General features: G+C 61.7%; 24 protein-coding genes and 1 pseudogene. 18 read left to right on the top strand and 7 right to left on the bottom strand.

Features of this window, described 5'->3' with window-relative positions:
- Positions 1-40 precede the first annotated feature (40 nt).
- From M5B96_RS21120 to M5B96_RS21155, 9 genes and pseudogenes are all read left to right on the top strand, one after another.
- On the top strand, positions 41-355 hold the full coding sequence (locus M5B96_RS21120; protein ID WP_248798955.1) for a type 1 fimbrial protein: 315 nt from the start codon (positions 41-43) through the stop codon (positions 353-355).
- Positions 356-770: 415 nt separating this feature from the next.
- Positions 771-1,328, top strand: a complete 558-nt coding sequence (locus tag M5B96_RS21125) for a fimbrial protein (RefSeq protein WP_248798956.1) — start codon at positions 771-773, stop codon at positions 1,326-1,328.
- Positions 1,329-1,392: 64 nt separating this feature from the next.
- Positions 1,393-2,127: a molecular chaperone gene (locus M5B96_RS21130; RefSeq protein WP_248798957.1), complete on the top strand. Its 735-nt coding sequence runs from the start codon at positions 1,393-1,395 to the stop codon at positions 2,125-2,127.
- A gap of 125 nt (positions 2,128-2,252) precedes the next feature.
- The gene (locus M5B96_RS21135; protein ID WP_412548631.1) at positions 2,253-4,832 is read left to right on the top strand and encodes a fimbria/pilus outer membrane usher protein; all 2,580 of its coding nucleotides are present in this window, start codon (positions 2,253-2,255) and stop codon (positions 4,830-4,832) included.
- On the top strand, positions 4,829-5,614 hold the full coding sequence (locus M5B96_RS21140) for a molecular chaperone (protein WP_412548635.1): 786 nt from the start codon (positions 4,829-4,831) through the stop codon (positions 5,612-5,614). Before M5B96_RS21135 ends, M5B96_RS21140 begins: the two co-directional genes overlap by 4 nt.
- Entirely contained in the window at positions 5,607-6,587 is a 981-nt protein-coding gene (locus M5B96_RS21145; protein WP_248798960.1) for a fimbrial protein, read from the top strand. The genes M5B96_RS21140 and M5B96_RS21145 overlap by 8 nt, the downstream gene beginning before the upstream one ends.
- 87 nt (positions 6,588-6,674) lie before the next feature.
- On the top strand, positions 6,675-6,917 hold the full coding sequence (locus M5B96_RS21150) for a hypothetical protein (RefSeq protein WP_248798961.1): 243 nt from the start codon (positions 6,675-6,677) through the stop codon (positions 6,915-6,917).
- Positions 6,918-7,138: 221 nt separating this feature from the next.
- Positions 7,139-7,420: pseudogene (locus tag M5B96_RS32790) on the top strand (PAS domain-containing protein); the annotation flags it as partial.
- A gap of 255 nt (positions 7,421-7,675) precedes the next feature.
- Positions 7,676-8,722, top strand: a complete 1,047-nt coding sequence (locus tag M5B96_RS21155; protein WP_412548636.1) for a methyl-accepting chemotaxis protein — start codon at positions 7,676-7,678, stop codon at positions 8,720-8,722.
- 165 nt (positions 8,723-8,887) lie between these two features.
- Here M5B96_RS21155 and M5B96_RS21160 read toward each other — a convergent pair whose 3' ends face one another.
- The 5 genes from M5B96_RS21160 to norR all read right to left on the bottom strand — a co-directional run bounded on the left by M5B96_RS21160 (position 8,888) and on the right by norR (position 13,265).
- Positions 8,888-9,640, bottom strand: a complete 753-nt coding sequence (locus tag M5B96_RS21160) for a YkgJ family cysteine cluster protein (protein WP_248798963.1) — start codon at positions 9,638-9,640, stop codon at positions 8,888-8,890.
- A 97-nt stretch (positions 9,641-9,737) separates the two neighbouring features.
- Positions 9,738-10,061 (bottom strand): hypothetical protein, encoded by a 324-nt coding sequence (locus M5B96_RS21165; protein ID WP_248798964.1) that lies wholly within the window; start codon positions 10,059-10,061, stop codon positions 9,738-9,740.
- 36 nt (positions 10,062-10,097) lie between these two features.
- Complete coding sequence (locus M5B96_RS21170; protein WP_248798965.1) at positions 10,098-10,589, bottom strand: GNAT family N-acetyltransferase; 492 nt, start codon at positions 10,587-10,589, stop codon at positions 10,098-10,100.
- 1 nt (position 10,590) lies between these two features.
- Positions 10,591-11,493 carry a chemotaxis protein CheV gene (locus M5B96_RS21175; RefSeq protein WP_248798966.1) on the bottom strand — a complete coding sequence of 301 codons (903 nt, stop codon included), beginning with the start codon at positions 11,491-11,493 and terminating at the stop codon, positions 10,591-10,593.
- A 221-nt stretch (positions 11,494-11,714) separates the two neighbouring features.
- On the bottom strand, positions 11,715-13,265 hold the full coding sequence (gene norR, locus M5B96_RS21180; RefSeq protein WP_248798967.1) for a nitric oxide reductase transcriptional regulator NorR: 1,551 nt from the start codon (positions 13,263-13,265) through the stop codon (positions 11,715-11,717).
- Positions 13,266-13,420: 155 nt separating this feature from the next.
- On the opposite strand from norR, the gene hmpA reads away from it, so the two are divergent.
- The 7 genes from hmpA (at position 13,421) to cyoE (ending at position 21,109) form a co-directional block, all read left to right on the top strand.
- Complete coding sequence (gene hmpA / locus M5B96_RS21185) at positions 13,421-14,602, top strand: NO-inducible flavohemoprotein (RefSeq protein WP_248798968.1); 1,182 nt, start codon at positions 13,421-13,423, stop codon at positions 14,600-14,602.
- Between the two features lie 351 nt (positions 14,603-14,953).
- On the top strand, positions 14,954-15,463 hold the full coding sequence (locus M5B96_RS21190) for a disulfide bond formation protein B (RefSeq protein WP_248798969.1): 510 nt from the start codon (positions 14,954-14,956) through the stop codon (positions 15,461-15,463).
- A gap of 827 nt (positions 15,464-16,290) precedes the next feature.
- Complete coding sequence (gene cyoA / locus M5B96_RS21195; RefSeq protein WP_248799023.1) at positions 16,291-17,229, top strand: ubiquinol oxidase subunit II; 939 nt, start codon at positions 16,291-16,293, stop codon at positions 17,227-17,229.
- A 3-nt stretch (positions 17,230-17,232) separates the two neighbouring features.
- Positions 17,233-19,251 (top strand): cytochrome o ubiquinol oxidase subunit I, encoded by a 2,019-nt coding sequence (gene cyoB, locus M5B96_RS21200; protein ID WP_248798970.1) that lies wholly within the window; start codon positions 17,233-17,235, stop codon positions 19,249-19,251.
- Positions 19,252-19,254: 3 nt separating this feature from the next.
- Entirely contained in the window at positions 19,255-19,881 is a 627-nt protein-coding gene (cyoC, locus tag M5B96_RS21205) for a cytochrome o ubiquinol oxidase subunit III (RefSeq protein WP_248798971.1), read from the top strand.
- Positions 19,882-20,211, top strand: a complete 330-nt coding sequence (cyoD, locus tag M5B96_RS21210; protein ID WP_248798972.1) for a cytochrome o ubiquinol oxidase subunit IV — start codon at positions 19,882-19,884, stop codon at positions 20,209-20,211.
- A 10-nt stretch (positions 20,212-20,221) separates the two neighbouring features.
- On the top strand, positions 20,222-21,109 hold the full coding sequence (gene cyoE / locus M5B96_RS21215) for a heme o synthase (RefSeq protein ID WP_248798973.1): 888 nt from the start codon (positions 20,222-20,224) through the stop codon (positions 21,107-21,109).
- 72 nt (positions 21,110-21,181) lie between these two features.
- On the opposite strand, the gene M5B96_RS21220 is transcribed toward cyoE, so the two are convergent.
- Positions 21,182-22,594: a PLP-dependent aminotransferase family protein gene (locus M5B96_RS21220; protein WP_248798974.1), complete on the bottom strand. Its 1,413-nt coding sequence runs from the start codon at positions 22,592-22,594 to the stop codon at positions 21,182-21,184.
- A gap of 192 nt (positions 22,595-22,786) precedes the next feature.
- On the opposite strand from M5B96_RS21220, the gene M5B96_RS21225 reads away from it, so the two are divergent.
- Together M5B96_RS21225 and M5B96_RS21230 are read left to right on the top strand one after the other, a co-directional pair.
- Positions 22,787-23,473, top strand: coding sequence for a hypothetical protein (locus M5B96_RS21225; protein WP_248798975.1), 687 nt, complete (start codon positions 22,787-22,789; stop codon positions 23,471-23,473).
- A gap of 350 nt (positions 23,474-23,823) precedes the next feature.
- A complete protein-coding gene (locus tag M5B96_RS21230) occupies positions 23,824-25,449 on the top strand; it encodes a methyl-accepting chemotaxis protein (RefSeq protein ID WP_248798976.1) in 1,626 nt (541 codons plus the stop codon).
- Between the two features lie 7 nt (positions 25,450-25,456).
- Here M5B96_RS21230 and M5B96_RS21235 read toward each other — a convergent pair whose 3' ends face one another.
- Positions 25,457-26,041 (bottom strand): DedA family protein, encoded by a 585-nt coding sequence (locus tag M5B96_RS21235; RefSeq protein ID WP_248799024.1) that lies wholly within the window; start codon positions 26,039-26,041, stop codon positions 25,457-25,459.
- Positions 26,042-26,174 lie beyond the last annotated feature (133 nt).

The following is a 26,174-nucleotide window of genomic DNA, read 5'->3' on the forward strand; positions in this document are numbered from 1 at the left end:
TTTACTGACTAATACCGGCCCGGCTTTGGGAGTGTTGGAAATGAACGGAAAGATAGTAAGTCTCGCTGTGCTGTTGTTGCTGGCGGGCAGTTTCAGCGCGCAAGCGGCGAACAACAGCGGTCAGCTCAGGTTTTCCGGACAGATCGTCGAGTCCGCTTGTGATATCGGCCGACAGACCAATAGCCAGGTCGAGCCGGGTAGCCGATTGCTCAAAGTCTCTTCCGGATTGAGCTTGAGTGTCGACACGCTGGCCAATGCCTGTCGCGATGGGCGAGTGCCGTTCAGCGCGAGTTATCAGGCGCTGGCGTCGAGTGTCGCGCCCCGGCAGGCGGTGGTCATCATCACGTACAACTGAGTTGTACGTGCGCTCATGCACCCGCGGTCGCCGGTTGCGTGTATAGACGGGCTGTCGGGACGGTAAAAATCCGGCGACCTGCCTGGGGCCGTGGGCCAGGTCCCTGGCGACCTCGAACAAACAGTGCGGTGTGCAACTATCGGGCATGGCATCAGATCAATATCAAGGTGCCCGATAGTTATGTTTTAACGATGAGGTATTTCGTTGAAATAGTTTGAATATTAAACAGTTGTTGTTCTTTTTTCTTGAGGTTTGGAATGACGCCGAGCTCTGACAGTTGCGGCGTTCTTCTTTCTAAGCGAGTTCTTAGTTAGTCAGGCGGGAACGGCTTACAGCGTAATGAAATCTTCGGGTCTATAGTGTTTGCCACCCAATTGATGGGTACAAACGAATTAACTCGAAGGATTGTGTTCGCATGAAAAAGATCTCTATGACCCTGGCTTTATTGGCGGCGACCCTGGGGGCAGTCACTACCACACACGCAGCCAACAGCGGCACGCTGAATTTTACCGGTGCCTTGACCAACACCAGTTGCGAAGTGTCTTCCGGAGGCGGTTCGGCGGATAACATCCCGGTGGACCTGGGGCGGGTGTCTTTTGCCGATATCGGCAATCGCACCGACTCGCGACTGGGCACCGCGAAAGATATCGACCTGGTGGTGACCTGCCTGCAACCGGCGGCGGAGAACACTGTGCACATGTCATTCCGGCCTTCGCAAACCGACACCAACGATCCTTACCTGTTGACTACCTCCGGTGCCGCCAAGGGCGTGGGGATCGGCCTGGTGCGTCGCGATAGCGACACCTTCCTCAATATCCAGGATCCCACCGACACCATTGACGGCGTCCTTCAACCCAGCGGTACCGGCTCACGCGGCGAGCTGGCCCTGAGGGCCGTGTTCGTCAAGAACGGCGTAGCCACGGTACCGGGTGCCGCGACGGGCACCGTGCCCTTTGTCCTGACTTATAACTAAGTGGCTTTCTTGAACGGAGCTTTACACCGCTCCGTTCTTTTCTTCATTGGAATGGGTAGTTCGCATGCGCAACGTTTTTGCTCCGGTGATCGGCATTGTCCTGGCCATGTGGATGGGCGCCGATGCGTGGGCGGGTATTGTGTTGAATACGACACGGGTGGTTTATCCGGCGCAAGACAAGGAGGCGGTGCTCAGTGTCCTGAACAATAACTCCTCGAGCATATTGCTGCAGTCCTGGCTTGAAGCCGATGGGGATGGCGCCCGGGAGTTGCCCTTCGTGGTGGTGCCGCCCCTGGTGCAATTGCCCTCGGGTGGCCGGCAGACGGTGCGGATCATCCACTCCGGGGCCGCGATGTCCGGGGACCGCGAGTCACTGTTCTGGTTGAACGTGCAGGAAATTCCCCAGGCCAGCGAGCGGGAAAATGTCCTGCAGATCGGTATCCGCCAACGTATCAAGCTGTTCTACCGCCCCGAGCGGCTCGCCGGGGATGTTGAGCTGGCGCCCGGGCAACTGCGCTGGAGCCTGCCCCGGAGGGGCGTACTGAATGTGCTCAACAGCGGTCCCTACCACGTGACGCTGGTGGACATCCAGTTGCTGTCCGGGGGGCGTCGGGTCCTGCAGCAAAAAAGTTCGATGCTGGCCCCGGGGCAGTCCGTCGATTATGACCTGCATGAACCCGCCCAGGCGCAGAGCGCCCAGTTGAATTTCAGTGTCATCAACGACCATGGGGCGCTGGTGCCTTATCGGTTGTCCTCGGGCGGCTGGAGTAAGGGCCAGGCGCAACCGCTGGACAGTTAGCCTCTTCGAGCGTCAGCCGATTTTTCTTTCGATGCCGGGACCCGCGCGCAGGTCAGGGCGTTGTGCGTGCGGAAAAGGAACCCGCCTGGAACACACTTCAAGCACTTGTATTGTGAAGGTTGCAAATGGACTGGCTTTATCAGCGAACAAAGGAAGTTCTCGCGTTATCACGTCATGGGAGCAGCAGCGGGTTGGTGCGCTCCCTGCTTGAGAAAGCACGAGGCCCATGGGGCTTCAAATGGTCATTGGGGGTGGCGCTGATTGCGCCGGGCGCTGCCTTTTCCGAGACCTCCGGGGAAGCAACCGGGCAGGGGCCACGCTTCAATACCGCCTTTATCCACGGCGGTGAACAGTCGGCGGACCTGAAGGCCTTTCTGGAAGGCAACAGCGTGGTGCCGGGCACCTACCGGGTGGATATCTACCTCAATCGCAACCTCGGCGCGCGGCGGGACCTGGTGTTTGCCCGCAATACTTCGACCGGCCAGGTCGAGCCTTGCCTGACATTGCCGATGCTTGAGGAGCTCGGGCTGGACCTGGAGCGTCTGCGCAGCCTCGGCGTCTTGACCGACGGTACCGCGCGGGAACAGTGCTTCGATTGGCGTCGCCTGGACCAGGCCAGCGTCGACTACCAACCCAACAGCCTGCAACTGAATATCAGCGTGCCGCAGATCGCCTTGCGCCGCAGCGCCCGCGGCTACATCTCGCCGCAGTTATGGGACCGTGGGGTCAACAGCGGCTTTATCGACTACAGCTTTATTGGCAACCGCCGCGAAGTGACGGGGATTCGCAGCGACAGCTACTACCTGGGCCTGAACAACGGTTTGAATCTCGGCGACTGGCGCCTGCGCAACCAGTCCTCGCTGTTGCAGGGCAGCGATCAAGCGACGCGTTGGAGCAGCAACAGCACCTTCGCCCAGCGTGACCTGAGTGCCTGGAAGAGCCAACTGACCCTGGGCGAGACCTATAGCGATTCGCGGGTTTTCGACAGTGTGCGTTTTCGCGGCGTCCAGGTGGCCACCGACGACGGCATGCTGCCGGACAGCGAACGGGTCTATGCGCCGACCATTCGCGGGGTGGCCGAGAGCAATGCGACGGTGGAGATCCGCCAGAACGGCTACCTGTTGTACAGCGCCAATGTGGCGCCCGGGCCGTTCGAAATCCGTGACTTCTACCCCAGCGGTTCGAATGGCGACCTGCTGGTGACGGTGATCGAGGCCGACGGTCGGCGCCGTACCTTTACCCAGGCGTTTGCCTCCCTGCCGATCATGGTGCCTGAAGGTACCTTCAGCTATAGCGTCGAAGCCGGGCAATACGACAGCAACAGCAATGGCTACCAGACCCCGGGCTTTGCCAGCAGCACCTTGATCTACGGCCTGAGCGAACACCTGACCGGCTACGGAGGCCTGCAACTGGCCGGGGATTACCAGGCCAGTAACCTGGGGGCGGGGCTCAATACCGGGCTGGGGGCGATTTCGGCGGACCTGACCCATTCGGTCAGTCGCCAGCCGGCCACGGACCTGGGCGGGCAGAGCGTGCGCCTGCGCTACGCGAATACCTTGAATAGCACCCGGACCACCTTTGCCATCGCCGGTTATCGCTATTCCAGCGAGCATTACCGTACCTTCGACCAGCATGTGCAGGAGCGCAGCCAGCCTGGTTTGATCCAGCAGGGGCGGGCGAGGGACCGGATCGATCTCAACCTCAGCCAACCGCTGGGCACCGGGACCTTGAGCGTTTCGGCCCTGGAGCAGCGTTTCTGGGACCTGCCCGGCACTTCCCGGCAGTACAACGTGACCTACGGCGGTTATTGGCGCGACCTCAACTACAGCCTGTCGCTGGACCGCGCCGAAGTATTGGATATCAATGGCCAGGCCGGTACCGACCATCAATTGACCCTGACCCTCTCGATGCCGTTCGGCAATCACGAGCGGGCCAGCCGCGCCTCGTTCACCGCGGTGCGTGACAGCGAGGGCAGTTCCAGTGCCCTGGCCGGCTTGAGCGGACGTCTGCCGGAGAGTCGCGACACCTTCTATTCGGTGCTGGCCGGCAATGACGGCAGCGGTGCCGGCGCGGGTTCGGCGAGCCTGAACAGCAGCACCTCCATCGGGCGTTTCGAGGCCGGCTACAGCCATGGGCGCGATTTCAACAGCTGGAACCTCGGGGCTCGCGGTTCGCTGGTGGCCCATGGCGGAGGACTCAATCTTGGCCAGTCGCTGGGCGATACCTTTGTGCTGGCACAGGTACCGGGTGTCAGCGGCGCGCGGTTCAACAATTTCAGTGGGGTCGAAACCGGCGCCAACGGCTATGCCGTGGTGCCTTATGCGCAACCCTACCGGGCTAACTGGATCAGCCTGGATACCCGTGACCTGGGCGCCGACGTCGAGGTGGATAACGCCATTGCCCAGGTGGTTCCGCGACGTGGCGCGGTGGTTCTGGCCACCTTCAAGGCCAGTGCCGGGCGACGTGTGCAGTTCGACCTGAGCCAGGCCGATGGCAGCCCGATTCCCCTCGGCGCGACTGTCCAGGACGCTGCCGGGCGGACCTTGGCGGTGGTCGACCCGAGCAGCCGCGCGCTGGTGCTCAGTGAGCAGGAGCAAGGCCTGCTGAGCGTCAACTGGTCGGATCGGCGCTGCCAGTTTTCCTTCAAATTACCGCCCAAGGACCCGCAGCGGACCTACGAACGGGTGCGCGGGGTGTGCCAGTGAAGCGGCTGGACGTGCTGGTGTTGCTGTTGGGCTTGTTGGCGGTCGGCCCGCTGCAGGCCGCGGTGTCCCTCAGCGGCACGCGGCTGGTGTTTGATGGGCGCTTTCGCGAGGTGAGCATCGAAGCCCGCAACCGTGGCCCTGAGGCGGTCCTGCTGCAGGCCTGGCTCAGCGACGCGAATCAAGGACAGGAGTCGGCGGCGGACCTGCCCTTTGTGCTGACCCCGCCATTGTCGCGGCTGGCGCCGGAGAGCCGCCAGGTCCTGCGCCTGATGTATGAGGGGCTGGGCATGCCGGCGGGCCGCGAGTCGCTGCTGCACCTGTATGTGCTGGAAATTCCTCGCAGCCGCCCGGGCGACGGGGTGCTGAACATCGCGATCCGCCAGCGCATCAATGTGCTGTTTCGCCCGCCGGGACTGCCGGGGGATCCGGCGTCCACCCCGCAGCGCCTGAACTGGACGCTGGTGCGCGATGACAGCGGCGTGCATCGGCTGCGGGTGGAGAACCCGACGGTGTTCCATGCCGCCCTGCTGAATATTCAGATCGAGGAGGACCCGCGCCAGGGTACGCCCCGGCCTCCGGGGGATGATTTGCTGGTCCCGCCGGGAGAGCGTCGGGAACTGATCCTCGCTCGTTCCCCGGCGCAGCACTTGCGGTTCAAGGCGCTGACCGACTACGGCGGCCAGCGCGCCTACCGCGCCCGGCTGGCCTACGGCACGCCGTTCAACGCCTCACTGAATACCGACCCGACCCATTCCGAACAGAAGGTTTTATCCCATGACTAAGCTTGCTTGCCGTGCTTGGCTGCGTCCGTTGTTGTGTCTCGGATTCTTCGGTCCGGCCCGCGCATTTGCCTTGACCTGCACCTTGCAGGGCACTGGTGCGACCCTGGTCAACGCTGACCTGGGCAGCACGGTCGCGATACCGGCCTCGTTGCCCAATGGCAGCGTGATCTGGCGTTCGGAACCGCTCAACCTGGCGCTCGATTGTGCCCGGGACAATCCGCAGGGCGGCGACGAGGAGGTGTTTATCCATCTCAATCCGGCCGGCCAGGTGATCGGCCAGGGTATCCGCGCCGGCTTGACCCATGACGGCGTCGATCATCGCCAGAGCAGTGGGCGCATCGCTACCGGGCGACGGGTCCCGGGATGTCTTGAGGGGACCTGTCCGGCGTTGAGTTTCAACCTGGCCTTCTCGGTGTTTATCGAAAAGTTCGGGCCGACGCCGCCTTCCGGAGTGGCGAGCAACCTGCGGGACTACCGTTTGTTCCAACTGGATGGCAGCGCTGGAGCGAGCAGCGGCGGGCGTTCGCTCAATTACGTGATCAACAACCTTGCCGGCCTGCGCTTCGTCGCCTGTGATGCCGAGTTGCAGGTGATTCCCGAGACCGTCGACTTCGGCCGGGTCGCCATCGAGCGGGTGGTCATGGGCCAGGTGGCGGCGCGTCGCCCGTTCGCCCTGCATACCAGTCGGACCTGTGACACCGCGTTCAGCCTGGACGCGCGCTTGAAGCCGGTATCTGGCAGTGTCTCCGGGGATCTGCTGATTCCCCAGGGCAATGACGGCGTGGGCATCCGGATCGTCCGGGCGGACGGTGGCCAGGGGCTTCCCTACAATCGCTCCTTTCACCTGGCCGATCTGCTGGGCGAGACCCGGGCGGCCATGGCGCGGTTCGACGCCGAGCTGGTGTGGAACAGCGACCAGCCCAAGGCCGGGCCGTTCTCGGCCGGGGTGGTGGTCGATTTGTTCTATAAATGACCGCTGGCGGCGGTGCGGGCAGGGCGCTCGCGGGTATACTGCGATCTTTCGGTTCGACCTGATCCGTCCCGTCTTTTCGGAGCTTCCATGACTTCCCCTGAACAACCGTCCGTTTCCGCCAACCCGGGTGAAGAACCCGTGGTCGAAGCCGAGCTTGCGGTCGACGAGAAACCTGCTGTCCCGGCCTTCAGCTTTCCGTTCAATCCCGCTGAGTTCGCCGCGGCGAAAAAGGCCGGCCAGACCTGGTACCAGAAAGGCGGCAAGGACGGGCATCACGAGAGACCGGGCCGCGCACCCAATGGTACGCGTCGATCCATGGGCAAACGCTGAGCTGTGCGCGGGAGCGGGCTTGCCGGCCATGGCGGGCGTCAATGCCGCGCAAGGTTCAAGGGCCTCGTCGCCGACGGATTGGCGCCAAAAAACACGGAACGTCTTTGAATTGTCATGAATATGGCTAAATGCCAGGATCATGAGCTGGATCAGTGTCTGGCTTTTTCGCGCGCTTAGAGTCGACGTCCTGTCGACTCCTCCCACTTTCGAGCGCGTTTTCCATGAAGATCAATCTCCCGATTACCGGGCGAAATCTAGACGTCGCCTTTGACGCCAACATCCTTTCGACTACCGATCTGGACAGCACGATTACCTACGCCAATCCTGACTTCGTCAGGATCAGCGGCTACAGCCGTGAGGAGCTGCTAGGTTCGCCACATAACCTGTTGCGGCATCCGGACATGCCTGCCGAGGCGTTCGCGCATATGTGGCAAACCCTCAAGGGTGGGCGTTCATGGATGGGCCTGGTGAAGAATCGCTGCAAGAATGGCGATCACTACTGGGTCAGCGCCTACGCGACACCGGTGACTCGCGATGGCCAGACGGTGGAGTACCAGTCGGTGCGGACCCGCCCCGACGCCGCGCAGGTCGAGGCCGCCGAGCGCTGGTATGGTTGGTTGCGCAATGGCCGTTTGCCCTGGCGTCAGCGCCTGCCCGGCTTGCGTTTGCAGACCCGGCTCTGGGCGCAGGCCAGTGCCGCGCTTGCGCTTGTCCTGGCGCTGGGGCATGCGCTTGGCGGGCAATCGCTGGAGGTCGGGCTGGGACTCTGGGTCCTGGGCAGCGTGCTGGTCGGTGTGCTGACCCATTGCTCCTTGCGCCCGTTTTCCCGGCTTACCGCGCGGGCCCGGGAGATCGCCGACAATCCCTTGAGCCAGGCGATCTACACCGGTCGGAGCGACGAGTTCGGCCAGATCGGCTTTGCCTTGAGCATGCTCGAGGCCCAGGTCGGTGCGGTGGTGGGGCGCATCGGCGATGCCTCGCTGCGCCTGTCCGGGCATGCCCAGGCGTTGGCCCGGCATCTTCATAGCAGTCATGACAGCACCCTGGACCAACAGGCCGAAACCGACCAGGTGGCGGCGGCCATCCAGCAGATGAGCGCCAGCGTGGCCCAGGTCGCCAGCAATGCCCAGCAGGCCTCGGAAGTGGCCGACCAGGTCGGCGGCGAAACCCATGAGGGTCATCAACTGGTGGCGGAGAGCCGCGGCGCGGTGCTGCGCCTGGCCAACGAACTGGCGCGTGCCACCGAGGTGATCCTGCATCTGGAAAGCCACAGCACGGAGATCTCCACGGTGTTGGAGGTCATTCGCGGGATTGCCGATCAGACCAACCTGCTGGCCCTGAATGCCGCCATCGAAGCCGCTCGCGCCGGGGAACAGGGCCGTGGCTTCGCGGTGGTGGCCGACGAGGTGCGTGGGCTGGCTCAGCGTACACAGCAGTCGACCAATGAGATCCAGCGAATGATCAGCAACCTGCAGGGCGGCGCGCGCAATGCGGTAGAGGTGATGCAGAACAGCAGCCAGCAGGCCGAAGACAGTGTGCGGCAGGTCCAGCAGGCGGCCGATGCCCTGGCCGGGATCAGCCAGCGGGTCAGCCGGATTACCGCGATGAGCCAGCAGATCGCTGCGGCGGTGGAAGAGCAGAGTAGCGTCAGCGAGGACATCAGCCGCAATATCGTCAGCATCCGCACTGCCTGCGAGGCGCTGGTCCATGTCGGCCAGCAGAGTCATCTCAGCTCGGGGGATGTGGCGGGGTTGGCGGATGACCTGCGTTCATTGGCCCAGGAATTCTGGCGCAAGCGTTGCTGAACACGATTCTGCCAACACCACGGGACCTTGTAGGCGCGGAGTTTGTGTGGGAGCGGAGCTTGCCCGCGAAGGGGGCCTCAAGGACGCCAAAAGCTCCGCTCCCACACAGGCACTGCTTCCACACAGACTCAGTCCTGCAGGTCTGCGTTTCGCCGTAGATCGTGCTCAGGCCGCTTGCAAGGCGATAAAGGCATAGGTGGTAGCCGCTTCGCTCACCACCCGGGCCCCCTCTGCCTGCAACTGCGCGGCGATGACCGGGCCGGAGACGTGAAAGCTCCACTCGCTCGCCGCCGGCCAGTGCGTCAGCTGTTGCACCTGGTCGATTGCCTCGGCGAACGCCGACATCAGCGGCAAGTAAGCAGTGAAACCGTCGCCCTTGAGCGCCGCGGTGTGAATCCCCAGCCGTGAGCAAATGACTTCCTTGGCCTGGATATCGTCACGATCGGCCTGGCGCGAGGCTTCGATCAGCCGGACCAGTTCCTGATCCTGCAACTGCCCGCCGACGATCAGCAGCGGGTGGCTGTCCTCCCAGGCCTGCGGCGGGCAATCCTTGGTCTCGGGGCGCAGCGGAATATGCGGATTGATTTCCATCGGATAGATCCGGCACACCAGCGGCCGCCGTTGATAGATCCGGCACAGCAGGTCTTCGTCAAGATTCCGGCAGGGGCCGACGTTGTAGGCGGCGAAGGTGATGGCGACACGGGCTTCGGCATGGCCGCTGGGCACGCCCCAGGAGCGGCGCAGCACGTGGTCGCGTTGCTGTTCCGGCTGGCCCGGGCCGTCCGCCAGGAAGGCCTCGACCAGGACGATCAACTGGCCGCCGTCCGCGGCCCATTGCCGGGCTTCGGCCAGTGTCAGGGGCACATGGTGATCGGTGCAGCATTTGCCACAACCGACGCAGGAAAAATGGGTACTCATGAGTGGGTCGACCGAAGGACAAGGGCAGGGACGGTGACGTAATTCCGTTTGGTTTCGCCGTGTGAGTTTCGGTCAAAGCAAGTTATGCGCCAGCCGTTCAGTTGCTGCGGGCGGGCATGACCGAGTCCCATTCGGTGACGACGGCGGTCTTGCTCTTCTTGTTGTACAGGCACAATTCGGTACCCGGCTGGTTCTTCATGTGCGCCTGCGGATAGCGACCGTGCAGCAGCAGGGCGGTGTAACCGACCTTGTCGTCGAATTGCGCGGGATTGCCCACGGGCTTGACGCTTTTCAGTTTGCTGGCCTTGGTGCAACTGGCAACCACGGCCTTGTGGTAGTTCGCCCAGGCGTCGGGGCTGGCGGCCTGGGCCTGGCTGGCCAGGGCGACGAGGCTGATGAAGAGCAGGGTGAAGGTTTTCATGGCAGGTCTCCTTCAAGGGCGACGGGCAAGAGGGGATTATGCCTGAGCCGGGCTGACTTCATAGCGTTCGATAAAACGCATGCCGGCGTGCTCGTACAGTTGCCTGGCGGCGCGATTGTTTTCCATGACCTTGAGGTCGACGAAGGCTTCGCCGCGCGAGGCGAACACCTTGAACGCCTGGCGTAGCAAGGCCAGGCCGAGGCCTTGGGTACGTCGGCGCGGATGCACCACCAGGTCCTTGATATAGGCGCTGGTCCAGCACAGGGCGACACCCGCCACACCCTGTTCGTCGAGGGCGATCAGGCACAGCGCGGGATCGAATTCCGCATCGGTCGTGAAGCGTCGGCGCCATTGGTCGAAGTCTTCGACGCTGCCAGCACCATCCTGGTAACCCAGCTTGAGCAAGGCATGCACCGGCTCCATCAGCTCGGCGCGCAACACGCCCACGCGGATGCCTGCCGGCCACTGGGGAATGTCCAGCAAGTCGTCGAGGTCCTTGCGCAACAACTGGCAGTGACGGTCGGGCATTTCAGATCCCTTGCTCCGTGACGGTCCGGGCCGCCTGGATCAGGCACCTGGTCAGTTCCGGCGAGGAAAACTTGGTCAGCACCGCGTTGGCCCCGGCCAGTCGCGCCTTCTCACTGTTCATGGCGCTGTCCAGGGAGGTGTGCAGGAGGATATAGAGGTCTTGGAAGTCCGGGGTTTCACGGACCGTGCGGGTAAAGGCGTAGCCGTCCATCTCGGACATCTCGATGTCCGAGACCACCACGTTGATCTGCTCGGCGGTGCCTTGCAGGTCGAGCAGGCAAGCGATCGCCTCCTTGGCGCTACGGGCGGTGTGGCAGGTCAGGCCGAGGGTGCGCAGGGTCAGCACCGATTGCTGCAGGGCCACCTGGCTGTCGTCGACCACGAGGATGCGCGCATGGCCAAGGATATCTGCTTCCTCCATGGTCAGTTCGCTCGGCGTGACTTCGATTTGCGTCGGCGCGATACCGTGGATGACCTTTTCGATATCCAGCACCTGGACCAGGGTCCCATCGACCTGGGTCACCCCGGTGATAAAGGCCTTGGGCCCGCCGGAACCGTAGGGCGGCGGGCGGATATCGGTGGTCAGGCAATGGACGATCTTGCTCACGGCCTGGACATGCAGGCCCTGTTTCGAGCGGCTGATATCGGTGACGATCAGGCAACCGCCATCCGGGTCCACCAACGGACGTTCGCCGAGGGCGCGGCTCAGATCGATCACTGACAGCGAGGTGCCGCGCAGGGTGGCGATACCTTTGACGTGGGGATGGGACTCCGGCAGCTTGGTCAGCGGCGGGCAGGGAATGATTTCACTGACTTTCAGCAGGTTGATCGCCATCAGCTTGCCGCTGCGCAAGGTAAAAAGCAGAAGTGACAGCGAGTCTGCGCGGGCTTTGTTGGAAGACATAGAAACCTTCTGTGGAAAAAGGTGGTTCAGGACAGATTAACCCTGAACGGCTATCGATGATGGGTTATCGACCCGATAGGAGCCGGCTTTAGTTTGAATATCTCGTTGGAGCGGTGCTTGTCGGATCGCCGCACCGCCGCGAAGAGGCCCTCAAGAGCGCCAGAAGCTTCGCGGGCAAGCTCCGCTCCCACAGACGCACCGTCGGCTTGAGTTGCATTTTGTCATTTCAAACCCAGTCGTTTAGCCATCCGTCCCAGGTTCGCCCGGTCCAGGCCCAGTTCCCGGGCAGCGCTCGCCCAATTGTGCTGGTGTCGTTCCAGGCAGGTGACGATCAGTTGCCGTTGGTAGCTTTCCGTGGCCTGGCGCAGATCGACAGCGGTTCCGAGCTCCGGCGCAGCGGGGACAGGCTCGTGCGAGGTCGCAGCGACGGTCGTCGGCAGGTCCAGGTCGGCCGCGCTCAGGCTGAGGATCTTCGGCCGTTCCCGGCAATTGCCCAGGGCCTTCAAGGCACTGCGCCCGATCAGGTGTTCCAGCTCGCGGACGTTGCCCGGCCAGTTGTACGCCAACAGCGCCGCCTGTGCGTCCTGGCCCAGGCGCAAGCTGCCCAGGCCCATGCGCGAGCGGTTCTGCTCCAGAAAAAAGCCGCTCAGGAGCAATACATCGCGACCGCGCTCGCGCAGGGCCGGCACTTGCAGCGGATAGACACTCAGGCGATGGTAGAAGTCGGCCCGATAGCGCCCGCTGCGCACTTCTTCGGCCAGGTCGCGGTTGGTGGCGGCGATCAGCCGGACATCCACCTGATGCTCGCGGTCCGAGCCCAGCCTTTGTAGCTGGCCGCTTTGCAGCACCCGCAGCAATTTGGCCTGGACACTCAGCGACAGCTCGCCGACCTCATCGAGAAACAGCGTGCCGCCATTGGCCAGTTCGAATTTGCCGCGGCGATCGCTTACGGCTCCGGTAAAGGCGCCGCGCACATGGCCGAACAGCTCGCTTTCCACCAGGGTGTCCGGCAGGGCCGCGCAGTTGAGGCTGATGATGGGTTTTTCCGCGCGCGCGGAGGCGGCATGGATCGCCTGGGCCACCAGTTCCTTGCCGACCCCGGTTTCGCCGGTGATCAGCACCGTCAGGTCGCTGCCCCCGACCAGCTTGATCTCTTCCACCAGGCGCTTGTGGGCTTTGCTCTGGCCGATCATTTCGCGATTGTGCCCGCCGTTGGCCTGGCGATAGAGCTCGGCGCGCTGGTGCTCGTCCTCGGCGCGCAAGGCCAGGCGCTCGATACGTTCGGCGACGTTGACCGTGGCCGCCGCCAGGCTGGCGAAAGCCTGCAGGGCGTCGAGCTCGATCCGCTCGAAGCGCTCCGGGTCGAGGGCGTCGAGGGTCAGCAGGCCCCAGGGGCGTTCGTCGATAAATAGCGGGCAGCCCAGGCAGTCATGGACCTCCAGGTGCTCGGTCAAGCCATCCACCAGGCCGTCGTAAGGATCCGGCAGATCGCTATCGCTGTCGAAACGGGTCGGCCCGTGGCTGCCGAGGAGGATCTGGAAACGCGGATGCTCGCTGACCTTGAAGCGCCGCCCGAGGGTGTCGGGGCTCAGGCCATCGACGGCCAGCGGCACCAGCCACTCGCCGTCGAGGCGCAGCAGCGCTGCGGCGTCACAGGGCAGGAGCGCGCGCATGGCTTCGAGCAGACGTCGATAGCGTTCACGTTCGGGCAGTTCCCGTGAGAGATCCGATACCAATGGCAGTAGGGTGGTCAGCAGGAGTTTTGCAGTCATATTGACTCCTATGGTGTCGGATTGACTATAAGGTGATTGTAGTCTTTATGACTAATACTATTTTAAACTATTGATTTATATAATTTTTATTTGTGGCATGAAGTGTGATTGATAAAGGTCAGTCCAGATAAGATCTCACACCCAGGAGTTGACCCATGCTGAGCGTTCAAGACCGTGCCATCGTCAAATCGACTGTCCCACTGCTGGAAAGTGGCGGCGAGGCATTGATCACGCATTTCTACCGGATGATGCTGTCCGAGTACCCGCAGGTACGTCCGCTGTTCAACCAGGCCCACCAGTCCAGCGGTGACCAGCCCCGGGCCCTGGCCAACGGCGTATTGATGTATGCCCGGCATATCGACCAGCTCGACCAGTTGGGCGACCTGGTGGCCAAGATCATCAACAAGCACGTTGCGCTGCAGATTCTCCCGGAGCACTACCCGATTGTCGGCACTTGTTTGCTGCGGGCCATTCACGAAGTGCTCGGCGAGGAAATCGCCACGCCCGAGGTGATGAGTGCCTGGGGCGCGGCCTACAACCAGCTGGCCGATATCCTGATCGGTGCCGAAACCGCTATTTACGACGAGAAGGCCCTGGCGCACGGCGGCTGGCGCGGTGCGCGGTTGTTCAAGGTGGCGGCCAAGGTCGAGGAAAGCCAGGAAATCACCTCGTTCTACTTCGAGCCGGTGGACGGCCAGCCGGTCCTGGCTTTCATCCCCGGGCAGTACATCGGTATGAAGCTGGTCATCGACGGCGAAGAGGTGCGGCGCAACTACTCGCTCTCGGCGCTGGCGAAGGCCGGGCAGTATCGGATCAGCGTCAAGCGCGAGGCCGGTGGGAAGGTCTCGAACTACCTGCATGATCAATTGGCCATCGGCGCGACCCTGGAGCTGTTCCCGCCGGCCGGAGAGTTCATCCTGGCGGCCGGCGACAAGCCCTTGGTATTGATCAGCGGCGGGGTCGGGATTACGCCGACCTTGCCGATGCTCGAGGCGGCGTTGGCGGGCGAGCGGCCGGTGCATTTCATCCACTGCGCGCGCAACGGCCAGGTGCATGCCTTCCGTGACTGGGTCGATGGCCTGGCCGAGCGTCATCCACAACTCAAGCGCTTCTATTGTTATGCCGAGGATGACGGCATCAGCCCTGCGGCGGACAAGGTCGGCCTGTTGAGCCAGGAGCAGTTGGCCGAGTGGTTGCCACAGGAGCGTGACCTGGACGCCTATTTCCTCGGGCCCAAGGGGTTCATGGGCGCGATCAAGCGTCACCTGAAAGCCCTGGGGGTGCCGGAGCAGCAGAGCCGCTATGAGTTCTTCGGCCCGGCCGCGGCCCTGGAATAACCGCCGCGACCGCCGTGGTCGGCCCGTTGGCCGCGGCGGTCGGGAGGATGGAGCAGTGGCTGGGCAAAATCCCTTGGCGCGTTAATCCCGGTTTAATCGGCTTGTCGTTAAGTCGCCGATCATTGTCGGCGAATTTGTGGTGGTTTACCCATACTCCCGCAGACGCTGGCGGGGTGTGTTCAATACGCTCAAAGGTCATGGTCAACGTGTAGACTTGCGGACGAAGCAGGTTCGCCGGGTTGAAACGAGTGGATTACGACCTGTGGGCCTATGGGATACAACCTCGGTTCGATGCCGCAGCACGCTGCGCGGCCCCAGGGCCGATCCAACAACGAGTCAAAGGGAAACGGGATGACTGACGAAATGATGCGGCTGGGACGGGAAAAGCGCTTTCTGGTCCTGCTGGGGGTGGTCTGCCTCGCCTTGATCGGCGGTGCCTTGTACATGCAGGTGGTGCTGGGCGAATTGCCTTGTCCGCTATGTATCCTGCAGCGCTATGCCTTGCTGTTCATTGCCCTGTTTGCCTTTATCGGCGCCGGCATGCGCACCCGGCGCAGTCTCACGGTGCTGGAGGTGCTGGTGTGGCTGAGTGCCGTCGGCGGCATCATTGCCGCGGGTCGCCACGTCTATATCCAGGCCAACCCGGCGGTGAGCTGCGGCATCGACGTGCTGCAACCGATCGTCGATGGCCTGCCCCTGGCGTCGGTCTTCCCGTTGGGCTTCCAGGTCGAGGGTTTCTGCGAGACGCCGTATCCGCCGGTGCTGGGCCTGTCCCTGGCGCAGTGGGCGCTGGTGGCCTTCGTGCTGACGGTGTTGCTGGTGCCGGTGGGTATCTACCGTAATCGGCGGAAAAACCGCTGATTACGGCGGTGAGCCCTTGCGGCTGATCCCAGCCGCTGCCCCTTGAAAAACGCCCCGATCTTTCATGTAAGATCGGGGCGTTTTTATGTTCGCCAGCCGCGATAAAAGCGCCTTGATGGCGGACAAGAAAAGGGCTGAAAAAACTGCGACATATTGTCACGTCGCAGGTGTCGCACTGCTTGTTTCTGACCGCGATGTCATCTTCTGATTGACAGCCACCCTCGAAAAAGTTCCCTGGTTCCTCCTGTGTTCCGCACCTGTGCAGGCGTCGCCCCTATCCGCACCAAAGACCTACTCAATGCCCCGTCACGCTTGGGCCAGAGCCCCTTTCAAGGCGTTTGGCAGGGCGATTTCAGGACGGATCAGTTGTCGAACAAAAGAGCGGTTCACGGCTTTTTGTTGAGAATGAAAAGCGATACGATTCATGATCGTTGCAAAAATGGTTAATGATTGTTGCGTGATTTGATAAAAAATATTTCAGGATGAGACGTGGTTTATAAAACGCGACCTAACTACAATCGCCGCACTGAATGTCCGGCGCCGCTCTGCCTGAGCGCAATAGGGCGGTTGAAGGGCGCAAGGGCGCCATGCGACCCCTGGTGCTGGCAACCTTTCCAAGTATCCGCACCAAATGGAATTGGTCTGTAACAAGGCCTATGACCCAAGAAATCGAATAAGAACTCACGCCCGTTCCAGAGGTGCCGATCAGCGATTGGCGCGACGGACAGGCCCTTATTCAATCGGAAAAAATTGCCAACCCTTGGCAGGGTGAAGTGTTGGCTATCGAAACCCAACTGCATTGCGCAAGCTGCTTTAGAGGTCGTGAGATGAGTAAAACAAGGTATCCCAGATTCTTAGGCTTATTGCCACTGCTCGGCACGTTGTTGCTGGGAGGGTGCAACATGACCTTGCTCGACCCGAAGGGTCAGGTGGGCCTGGACGAACGTAACCTGATCATCACCGCTACGCTGCTGATGCTGTTGGTCGTGGTGCCGGTCATCCTGATGACCTTTGCCTTCGCCTGGAAATACCGCGCGTCGAACAAGGACGCCACCTACGCACCGAAATGGAACCACTCGACCAAGATCGAAATCGTGGTCTGGGCCGTTCCCGCGATCATCATCCTGTTCCTGGGCATCGTCACCTACAAGTCGACCCACGCCCTGGACCCGTATCGTCCGCTGGAATCCGACGTCAAGCCGATCACCGTCGAAGTGGTCGCGCTGGACTGGAAATGGCTGTTCATCTACCCGGAACAAGGCATTGCCACCGTCAACAAGCTGGTCTTCCCGGCCAAGACCCCGGTGAACTTCAAGATCACTTCCGACAGCGTGATGAACTCGTTCTTCATCCCGGGCCTGGGCGGTCAGATCTACGCCATGGCCGGTATGCAGACCAAGCTGCACCTGATCTCCAACGAGAATCATGAGTACGAAGGGATTTCCGCCAACTACAGCGGCGCCGGCTTCACCGGTATGAAATTCAAAGCGACCGCAACCAGCCAGGCGGATTTCGATGCCTGGGTAGCTGAGGTCAAGAAGGCACCTAAACAGCTTGAACAAGCTGAATACGCGGACCTTTCCAAGCCAAGCCAGGACAATCCGGTCGCGCTTTATTCCTCCGTTACACCGAACCTGTTCCAGATCATCGTCGACAAGTACGAAGGTATGAAAGCAGGCAAGCCGGTCGAGCACGAGAAGAAAGAAGTGGCCGCGACGGAAGGAATGGACATGAGCTCGCATTCAGCTGCCGGGGCAGAGGAGTAAACGATGTTTGGTAAATTAAGTTGGGAAGCGGTCCCGTTCCACGAACCGATTGTCATGATCACGCTGGCGATGATTGCCGTCGGTGGCCTGGCGTTGTTCGCGGCGATCACTTACTTCAAGAAGTGGACCTACCTGTGGACCGAGTGGCTGACTTCGGTCGACCACAAGAAAATCGGTGTCATGTACATCATCGTGGCCATGGTCATGCTGCTGCGCGGTTTCTCCGACGCCATCATGATGCGGACCCAGTTGGCCATGGCCACCGAGGGTTCGCCTGGCTACCTGCCGCCTCACCACTATGACCAGATCTTCACCGCCCACGGTGTGATCATGATCATCTTCATGGCGATGCCTTTCTTCACCGGCCTGATGAACATCGTCGTGCCGCTGCAGATCGGTGCGCGTGACGTGGCCTATCCGTTCCTGAACTCCCTGAGTTTCTGGCTGCTGGTTTCCGGCGTGGTGCTGATCAACGTTTCCCTGGGTGTCGGCGAATTCGCCAAGACCGGTTGGGTTGCGTATCCGCCGCTGTCGGGCCTGCAATACAGTCCGGGCGTCGGGGTGGATTACTATATCTGGGCGCTCCAGCTATCAGGGCTGGGTACGACGCTGACCGGGGTGAACTTCCTGGCCACCGTGCTGAAAATGCGTACCCCCGGCATGAAGATGATGGACATGCCGATCTTCACCTGGACCTGCACCTGGGCCAACGTGCTGATCGTCGCTTCGTTCCCGATCCTCACCGCGACACTGGCTTTGCTGACGCTTGACCGCTACATGGATTTCCACATTTTCACCAATGAACTGGGTGGAAATCCGATGATGTACGTCAACCTGTTCTGGGCCTGGGGTCACCCCGAGGTGTACATCCTGATCCTGCCGGCGTTCGGGGTTTTCTCCGAAGTCATCTCGACCTTCTCCGGCAAGAAACTGTTCGGCCACCACTCGATGATCTACGCCAGCGGCGCGATCTCGGTGCTGGGTTTCATGGTTTGGCTGCACCACTTCTTCACCATGGGTTCGGGTGCCAACGTCAACGCCTTCTTCGGCCTGGCGACCATGCTGATCTCGATCCCGACGGGGGTGAAGCTCTTCAACTGGCTGTTCACCATCTATCGTGGCCGCCTGCGTTTCACCAGCCAGGTTCTCTGGACCCTGGGCTTCATGGTGACCTTCGCCATCGGCGGCATGACCGGCGTACTGCTGGCCATCCCGGGTGCTGACTTCGTCCTGCACAACAGCCTGTTCGTGATCGCGCACTTCCACAACGTGATCATCGGTGGTGCGGTATTCGGTTACATCGCCGGCTTCAGCTTCTGGTTCCCGAAAGCGTTCGGCTTCAAGCTGCACGAAGGCTGGGGCAAGGCAGCGTTCTGGTTCTGGATTTCCGGCTTCTTCGTCGCGTTCATGCCGCTCTATGCTCTGGGCTTCATGGGCATGACCCGTCGCCTGAACGCCAGCACCAACCCTGAGTGGGTGCCTTACCTGTACGTCGCGCTGTTCGGTGCCATTCTGATCGCCTTCGGTATCGCTTCGCAATTGATCCAGATCTATGTCAGCGTGCGTGACCGCAAGCAGAACATGGATGTGACCGGCGACCCATGGAACGGCCATACCCTGGAATGGTCGACCTCTTCGCCACCACCGTTCTACAACTTCGCCGAACTGCCGAAAGCCGATGTGGTCGACGCGTTCACCGAAGCCAAGGAAGACGGTACCGCGTACTCGGTGCCCAAGCGCTACCAGCCGATCCACATGCCGAACAACACCGCGACCGGCCTGGTCATGGGCGCTCTGCTGACCGTGTTCGGTTTCGCGATGATCTGGCACATCTGGTGGATGGCCATCGCTGGCCTGGCCGGTACCGTGATCTATTTCATCATCCACATCTCGCGTGATGATCAGGGTTACATGGTGCCAGTGGACGTCATCGAGCGTATCGAAGCTGAACAGCACAAGGTGCTGGCGGCAGCGAAAGTGACTCCTGCCACCCGTGTTGAATCTTCGCTGGAAAAGGCTTAAACCATGTCGAATGCAGTGACTCATGCTGGACACGCCCATGGCCATGACCATGGGCACGATGACCACCACCACGATACGAGCGAGATGACCGTCTTCGGTTTCTGGCTCTACCTGATGACCGACTGCATCCTGTTTGCGTCGATCTTCGCAGCGTACGCGGTGCTGGTTAACAACGTCGCCGGTGGCCCGTCGGGCCACGACATCTTCGAACTGCCGTACGTGCTGGGCGAAACCGCCTGCCTGTTGCTCAGTTCGATCACCTACGGCTTCGCCATGCTGGCGGTGTTCAAGGGCAAGAAAAGTCAGGTCCTGTTCTGGTTGGCGATCACCTTCCTCTTCGGCCTGGGCTTCATCGGCATGGAAATCAACGAATTCCACAAGCTGATCGAAGAAGGCTACGGTCCTAACCGCAGCGGCTTCCTGTCCGGTTTCTTCACCCTGGTCGGGACCCACGGTCTGCACGTCACCAGCGGCCTGATCTGGATGGCCGTGATGATGTACCAGGTCTGGAAAAACGGCCTGACGCCAAGCAACACCACCCGCCTGAGCTGCCTGAGCCTGTTCTGGCACTTCCTGGACGTCGTGTGGATCTGTGTATTCACCGTTGTTTACCTGATGGGGACTCTGTAAATGGCTAATGCACAGCATTCCAGTGATGCCAACCACGGCAGCGTGAAGTCCTACATGGTCGGCTTTGTCCTGTCGATCATCCTGACGATCATTCCGTTCGGCCTGGTGATGTACCCATCGCTGCCCAAGGCGGCGACCCTGTGGATCGTTCTGGCCTTCGCCGTGATCCAGGTGCTGGTGCACCTGGTGTACTTCCTGCACCTGGACCGTTCCGCGGCGCAGCGTAACAACGTGGTGGCGTTTATCTTCGCGGCACTGGTGATTGTCCTGCTGGTGGGTCTGTCGCTGTGGATCATGTTCAGCATCCACACCGTCATGATGGCGAAGTGAGGTAAACCCGATGTCGCTCAAGCACTTTATCCAAATCACCAAACCGGGGATCATTTTCGGTAACGTGCTTTCTGTGGCGGGTGGTTTCTTCCTGGCCTCGAAGGGGCATGTCGATCTGGCCATCTTCCTGGCGGCCATGATCGGTACTTCGCTGGTGGTGGCGTCCGGTTGCGTGTTCAACAACTGCATCGACCGTGACATCGACCTGAAGATGGAGCGCACCAGGAACCGGGTGCTGGTCCAGGGGCTGATGTCCCTGAAACTGGCCCTGATCTACGCCAGCGTCCTCGGGATCGCCGGCGTGGTCCTGCTGTACCGCGTCGCCAACCCGTTGGCGGCGCTGTTCGCGGTGATCGGCTTTGTCATCTACGTCGGCTTCTACAGCCTGTACTTCAAGCGCAAGTCGGTTCACGGCACGCTGATCGGCAGTCTGTCCGGGGCGATGCCACCGGTGATCGGCTACGTGGCGGTAAGCAACAGCTTCGACATGGCTGCCCTGACGTTGCTGGTGATGTTCAGCTTGTGGCAGATGCCGCATTCCTACGCGATCGCGATCTTCCGCTTCAACGATTACCTGGCCGCATCGATTCCGGTGTTGCCAGTGAAGCGCGGCATCCTGGTGGCGAAGAAGCACATCCTGCTCTACATCCTGGCCTTCCTCGGCGCGACCTTGATGCTGACGTTCAGCGGTTATGCCGGCATGAGCTACCTCGCCGTGGCCGCGGCCATGGGCATGTACTGGTTGTACATGGCCTGGACCGGCTACAAGGCCGTGGATGACACGGTCTGGGCACGCAAGCTGTTCGTGTTCTCGATCTTCACCATCACCGCGCTGAGCGTGATGATGTCGCTGGACTTCAAGGCGCCGAGTGAGTTGCTGCTGACTTACGCGCACTGAGTCCGCGAACGAACGGGTTCACCCGCTGATGAAAAAGCCCCGCCTTCGGCAGAAGCGCGGGGCTTTTTTTGCCTAGGCCTCCAGCAGGCGCAGAAATCCTTCGCGGACCCGTTCGTCATCACTGTGGGCGACATTGAACCTGAGGAAGCACGAGGCCTCGGGACCGCTGCTGAGCAAGGTGCCGGGCGCCAGCACCAGGTCATTCTCCAGGCCCTTGCGCGCCAGGGCCTCGGCATCGATCCCGGCCGGCAGGCGCGCCCAGATAAACAACCCTTCGCCCGGGCAGGACGATACCGAACAGCCGGCCTCACCCAGCCAGCGCGCCACGCGGTTATTGGCGTTATACAAACGATCGACCAGACGCCGGGCATGGCGGCTGTAGCTGCCGTCGCTGAGCATCCGATAGATGATCTGTTCCACCAGCTCCGAGGTCACGCAACCGCTCGACATCTTCAGGTCGACCATGCGTGCGGCCAGCTCCGGCCGCAGGGCCAGGTAGCTGACCCGGCTGTTGGCGCTCAGTATCTTGGTGAATCCCGAGACATAACTGATGTTGTCCAGGCCACCGGCCGCCGCGAGGCGCGGGGTCTGTTTCTGCTGGATATCGCCATACAGATCATCTTCGATGATATGGAAGCCATAGCGATGGCTGAGCTCCAGCAACCGATAGACCTGGGCCGGGGAAAAGGAATGGCCGGTGGGATTGTGCAGTGTGCTGTTGGTCAGATAGAGCACCGGACGATGCTTCACGAGCAGTTGTTCGAGCTGGTTGAAGTCCAGCCCGTCACTGCCGCGGGCGATGCTGACGATCCGCGCGCCGTGCAGTAGCAGGTTCGAACGCAGGTTGAAGTAGCACGGATCGTCCAGCAGTACGGTGTCGCCGGACTTGAGCAACAGGCGCATGAGCATGTCGATCGCCTGCAGGGTGTTGGCCGTGGTGATGATCTGCTCCACCGGAACGTCGATGTCCAGGGTCGACAGCTTCACCCGCAGGGCCTGGCGCAATGGCGGGTAACCGGCGGGCACGCCGACTTCGCCCATGCGCAGGGTGGTTGCCCGCAGGGTGCCGCGAGCGGCCTTGAGCAATTCCTCGCGGGGCAGCCAGGACGAGGGCAGGAAGCCGCAGCCGGGACGCAAGGCGCCGTTGTCCAGCAGCAGGCCACGGCGAACCACGCTCAGGGTGTCTTGTGGCAGCAGCTCACGGCCGACGCCGGCCTGCACTGCGGCGCTGAGGCGTGAGACATAGTGCCCCGAGCCTTGGCGCGAGGTGATCAAACCCTTGGCCCGCAGCCGGTCCAGTGCTTCGACCACCGTCGACTTGCCCACCCCCAGCAGTTCCGAGAGTTCGCGAATCGGCGGCAACTTGCTCCTGTGCGGCAGGGCGCCCTGGCTGATGGCTGCCGAGAACCGTTCGACGATCTGTTGCACCAGTGGCTCGCCCGGAAGGAACTCGATGGCGGCGATCACGGCTCTCTGAACCTGCATTTTACTGGTCGCTCGAGCAATAAAGTCCGGTGGATTCTAGTCGAACTTGTCCTGATCAAGAAGACATCAGATCGCTAGTATCGAAGCCGTTGTCCTCCCTGCATGCCGTGCTGATTGAAGAGGTTCTCCCCACGTGTTGAAACTGCCCAATCGAACACTCGAGGTGCCTACTGAGCCCGCCAGGAGTCTGATATGACCGCGCAACCCTGTGTGTTGGTAGCTGCTTATCCGGGCCTGCGTGCAGGCGATATCCAGAAACTGCGCGAGCTGTGCCGGACGCTGTATCAGGCCTCGCTGATCTTTCTGGTGGAGAAGGTCCAGCCCGGCGATAACCACGTGACGGGGAATGTCTGGGCGTCTTCCCTGGCAGTCGAGAACGTTGACGCCGCGCTGAATGCGGTCTGCCGTTGTCTGGCGAGCGACGCCTGGAAAGACCTGGATCTGCCGCTGTCCGCGACCTATCTGCGCTTGCAGGGGGTGTGTGCCGAGCTGCACCACGGCTGGCAACGCGACCTGGCCACGATTACCTTTGCGCTTGTGGCGCACATCAGCGTCAATCTCCATTTGAGCCGGTTCGCCGATGATCCCGTGGCGCCGTCGCGCAATCGCCGTGGAGCGGCGGCGCGCGGCAGCGACGAGCAAGCCCGAGGCAAGATGCTCGCTGAAGTGGCGAAGGTGCTGCAGCAGGGGCTGGATACCGAGAAACAGCTGTTCTTCGCGCGGGTCCTGTCCAAGGCCCTCCACGGGTTTGTCGCCGAGGATCGTTCGAAATGGGAAGCAATCCTCACGCAACTGGGGGTTCTGCAGGCCGAGGTGTTGTCCGATGACAGCGCCGAAGCCGGCCGTGACCGCCCGCTCATGCAGGCCCTGGCGCCATGAGCGGCTCAACTGCCGTCAGCGAGGATTGGATCCAACTATGGCGAAAGGCTTACATGGCGTGACACTTATCTCCTCTGTTGGTCGTTCATGGCCGGGCTTATTCTGTACCCATCGCTGCTACGCAAGGATGTGTGCAGGGTCAAGGACGATCAAGCCAGGCCATGGAGGCCACCGACGGGATGTCGGAATGCTTTGAAGAAAACCCGCTTCGGCGGGTTTTCTTTTTTTTGCACACGCGAAATTCTCCGGCAATTATTTCAAGTTGTCATACAACGTGCCGATAGCCTGCCAACTCTGGAGCTAAGGGCTGAGGGTCACGGACCCCGGGCCATAATAAAAAGGCGGTCGCCATGTTTCTTCGTCAACTGAATATCGCACCTCGAGCGGCGCTGGGTTTTGCCTTGATCGCCCTGCTGGTGGCCTGGCTCGGGGTGTTTGCCCTGGGCCAGATGTCGAACATCCGCGAAGGCGAGCTGGCGGTGCAAACCCAATGGCTGCCGAGCATTCGTGGCGGCGACGAGATTCGCGAGATTATGTTGCGGATCCGCACCATCTCCCTGCGCATGGCCCTCGACCAGGACCCGAAGAACATCGCGGTGTACCGCGGTCAGATGGATGTGCGCGACAAGGAGTTGAGCGAACGGATCGTCGCTTACGACAAACTGGTCACCACCCCCGAGGCCAGGGCGTTGTATGACCAGTTCAAGACAACCTTCACCGCTTACCGTGCCGGTATTGCCCAATCCTTCACCCTGGCCGAGCAGGGCCGGCGCGACGAACTGATCAAGCTGTTGCTGGTGGACATGAAAACCGTGGTGGACGGTTCCGGCAAGCAACTGAGCGACCTGGCCGATCTCTTTACCAAGCAGGTGGCGGCCGAGAGCCAGAAGTCCGAAGAGCATTACAGCAACTCGCGGATGATCGTGATCCTGTTCATTGTCCTGGCGGCCCTGGCCACCGTGGTCTTGGCGATGCTGCTGACGCGCAGTATCGTCAAGCCTCTGGGGCAGGCCCTGAACGCGGCGCAGAATGTGGCGCGTGGTGACCTGACTCAACACATCGAGAGCCACGGTGACGATGAGGTGAGTCACCTGCTCGAAGCCCTGGCCACCATGCAGCAGACCTTGCGCGACACCTTGCAGGGCATCAGTAGTTCCGCGACCACGCTGGCCACGGCGGCGGACGAGCTGAATGCGATCACCCTGGGCAGCAACGAGGGCCTGCAACAGCAGAACCACGAAATCGAACAGGCGGCCACGGCGGTCAATGAAATGACTACGGCAGTGGAGGAGGTGGCACGCAATGCCGTGTCCACTTCCGATGCCACGCTCCAATCCAGCGAATCGGCCCGGCTCGGCCAGGAACGGGTGAGTGAAACCGTCGGCGCCATCAGCGCCCTGTCCGGGGATGTCGGGCGCACCGGAGAACTGGTGCGTTCGCTGGCCGATCAATCGCAGGGCATCGGCAAGGTGCTGGAAGTGATCCGGGCCATTGCCGAGCAGACCAATCTGCTGGCGCTCAATGCCGCTATCGAAGCGGCCCGTGCCGGCGAGAGTGGACGCGGCTTTGCCGTGGTGGCCGATGAGGTGCGGGCCCTGGCCCATCGCACGCAGCAGTCGACCCAGGAGATCGAACAGATGGTTTCCGGCATGCGCAGCGGTTCGACCCTGGCCCTGGAATCGATGCACACCAGTACCGCCCGTGCCGCCAGCACCCTGACGCTGGCCGAGCGGGCCGGTGAGGCATTGCTGACCATCACGGCCTCGGTGCATGAAATCCACGAGCGTAACCTGGTGATCGCCAGTGCGGCGGAAGAACAGGCCCAGGTCGCCCGGGAAGTCGACCGTAACCTGGTGAACATTCGTGACCTGTCGATCCGCTCGGCGACCGGGGCCGACCAGACCAGCGCAGCCAGCCACGAACTGTCCCGGCTGGCGAACTCGCTGCAGGAAATGGTCGGGCGCTTCCGGGTCTGAGCCCGGCTCAGACCTTCTGGCGTTCCCGCGCCCTGGCCCGCAGATGGCGGATCAGGGCGACTCCGGCGACGATCACCACTACCCCGATGACAATGGGCAGGCGATAGGGTTTGAGATTGCCCAGCAGGCTTTCCAGAAAGCCTCCCGCCCAATAGCCGGCCGTGGCAAAAAGCGTGGCCCAGACCAGGGCCCCGAGCAGGTTCATCAGGCTGAAGCGCAGCGGCGACAGCCGGCTGGCGCCGATCACCATCGGGCCCACCAGGCGCATTCCATACAAGAAGCGCACGGCAAAGATCGAGCTCAGCGGATGCCGTTGAATCAGTCCCGTCACCCGCTCTATGGCGGCCTGCTGGCGATGCAGGCGGGGTAGCAGGCGCGCGCCGAAATAGCGGCCGATCCAGAATAGCGCCTGATCGCCGAGCATCCCGCCGAGACTGGCCCAGAAGATCACTTGTGGCAGGTGCAGGACCTGCTGGTGCGCGGCCACCCCACCGAGGATCAGGATGGTTTCCCCTTCCAGCAGGCAGCCGATGAAGATGGCCCAATAGCCGTAGGTGGCGAGCAGGTAATTGAAGTCGAGGTGTTCGAACATAGCGGTGTACTGATCCTTGTATCGGTCCATGGGGTGTGTTGCCGGTGCAGCGGGCAACTGACGGTCTTCCTGGGTCTGATCGATCGACCTGGCGAAAGTGCCCCGGCGTGCCCGGCCCGACAGCGCTCAAGGG

The sequence above is a fragment of the Pseudomonas sp. MWU13-2105 genome, assembly GCF_023242315.1.
Lineage (GTDB): Bacteria > Pseudomonadota > Gammaproteobacteria > Pseudomonadales > Pseudomonadaceae > Aquipseudomonas.

Excerpts from the sequence above, each read along its gene's own strand:
- cyoA (WP_248799023.1), top strand. The coding sequence starts at position 16,291 with ATGAGTAAAACAAGGTATCCCAGATTCTTAGGCTTATTGCCACTGCTC.
- M5B96_RS21175 (WP_248798966.1), bottom strand. The coding sequence starts at position 11,493 with ATGTCTTCCAACAAAGCCCGCGCAGACTCGCTGTCACTTCTGCTTTTT.
- hmpA (WP_248798968.1), top strand. The coding sequence starts at position 13,421 with ATGCTGAGCGTTCAAGACCGTGCCATCGTCAAATCGACTGTCCCACTG.
- M5B96_RS21170 (WP_248798965.1), bottom strand. The coding sequence starts at position 10,589 with ATGCCCGACCGTCACTGCCAGTTGTTGCGCAAGGACCTCGACGACTTG.
- M5B96_RS21235 (WP_248799024.1), bottom strand. The coding sequence starts at position 26,041 with ATGTTCGAACACCTCGACTTCAATTACCTGCTCGCCACCTACGGCTAT.
- M5B96_RS21125 (WP_248798956.1), top strand. The coding sequence starts at position 771 with ATGAAAAAGATCTCTATGACCCTGGCTTTATTGGCGGCGACCCTGGGG.
- M5B96_RS21150 (WP_248798961.1), top strand. The coding sequence starts at position 6,675 with ATGACTTCCCCTGAACAACCGTCCGTTTCCGCCAACCCGGGTGAAGAA.
- cyoE (WP_248798973.1), top strand. The coding sequence starts at position 20,222 with ATGTCGCTCAAGCACTTTATCCAAATCACCAAACCGGGGATCATTTTC.
- M5B96_RS21220 (WP_248798974.1), bottom strand. The coding sequence starts at position 22,594 with ATGCAGGTTCAGAGAGCCGTGATCGCCGCCATCGAGTTCCTTCCGGGC.
- M5B96_RS21130 (WP_248798957.1), top strand. The coding sequence starts at position 1,393 with ATGCGCAACGTTTTTGCTCCGGTGATCGGCATTGTCCTGGCCATGTGG.
- M5B96_RS21165 (WP_248798964.1), bottom strand. The coding sequence starts at position 10,061 with ATGAAAACCTTCACCCTGCTCTTCATCAGCCTCGTCGCCCTGGCCAGC.
- cyoB (WP_248798970.1), top strand. The coding sequence starts at position 17,233 with ATGTTTGGTAAATTAAGTTGGGAAGCGGTCCCGTTCCACGAACCGATT.
- M5B96_RS21135 (WP_412548631.1), top strand. The coding sequence starts at position 2,253 with ATGGACTGGCTTTATCAGCGAACAAAGGAAGTTCTCGCGTTATCACGT.
- cyoD (WP_248798972.1), top strand. The coding sequence starts at position 19,882 with ATGGCTAATGCACAGCATTCCAGTGATGCCAACCACGGCAGCGTGAAG.
- norR (WP_248798967.1), bottom strand. The coding sequence starts at position 13,265 with ATGACTGCAAAACTCCTGCTGACCACCCTACTGCCATTGGTATCGGAT.
- M5B96_RS21230 (WP_248798976.1), top strand. The coding sequence starts at position 23,824 with ATGTTTCTTCGTCAACTGAATATCGCACCTCGAGCGGCGCTGGGTTTT.
- M5B96_RS21160 (WP_248798963.1), bottom strand. The coding sequence starts at position 9,640 with ATGAGTACCCATTTTTCCTGCGTCGGTTGTGGCAAATGCTGCACCGAT.
- M5B96_RS21145 (WP_248798960.1), top strand. The coding sequence starts at position 5,607 with ATGACTAAGCTTGCTTGCCGTGCTTGGCTGCGTCCGTTGTTGTGTCTC.
- M5B96_RS21120 (WP_248798955.1), top strand. The coding sequence starts at position 41 with ATGAACGGAAAGATAGTAAGTCTCGCTGTGCTGTTGTTGCTGGCGGGC.
- M5B96_RS21190 (WP_248798969.1), top strand. The coding sequence starts at position 14,954 with ATGACTGACGAAATGATGCGGCTGGGACGGGAAAAGCGCTTTCTGGTC.
- cyoC (WP_248798971.1), top strand. The coding sequence starts at position 19,255 with ATGTCGAATGCAGTGACTCATGCTGGACACGCCCATGGCCATGACCAT.
- M5B96_RS21225 (WP_248798975.1), top strand. The coding sequence starts at position 22,787 with ATGACCGCGCAACCCTGTGTGTTGGTAGCTGCTTATCCGGGCCTGCGT.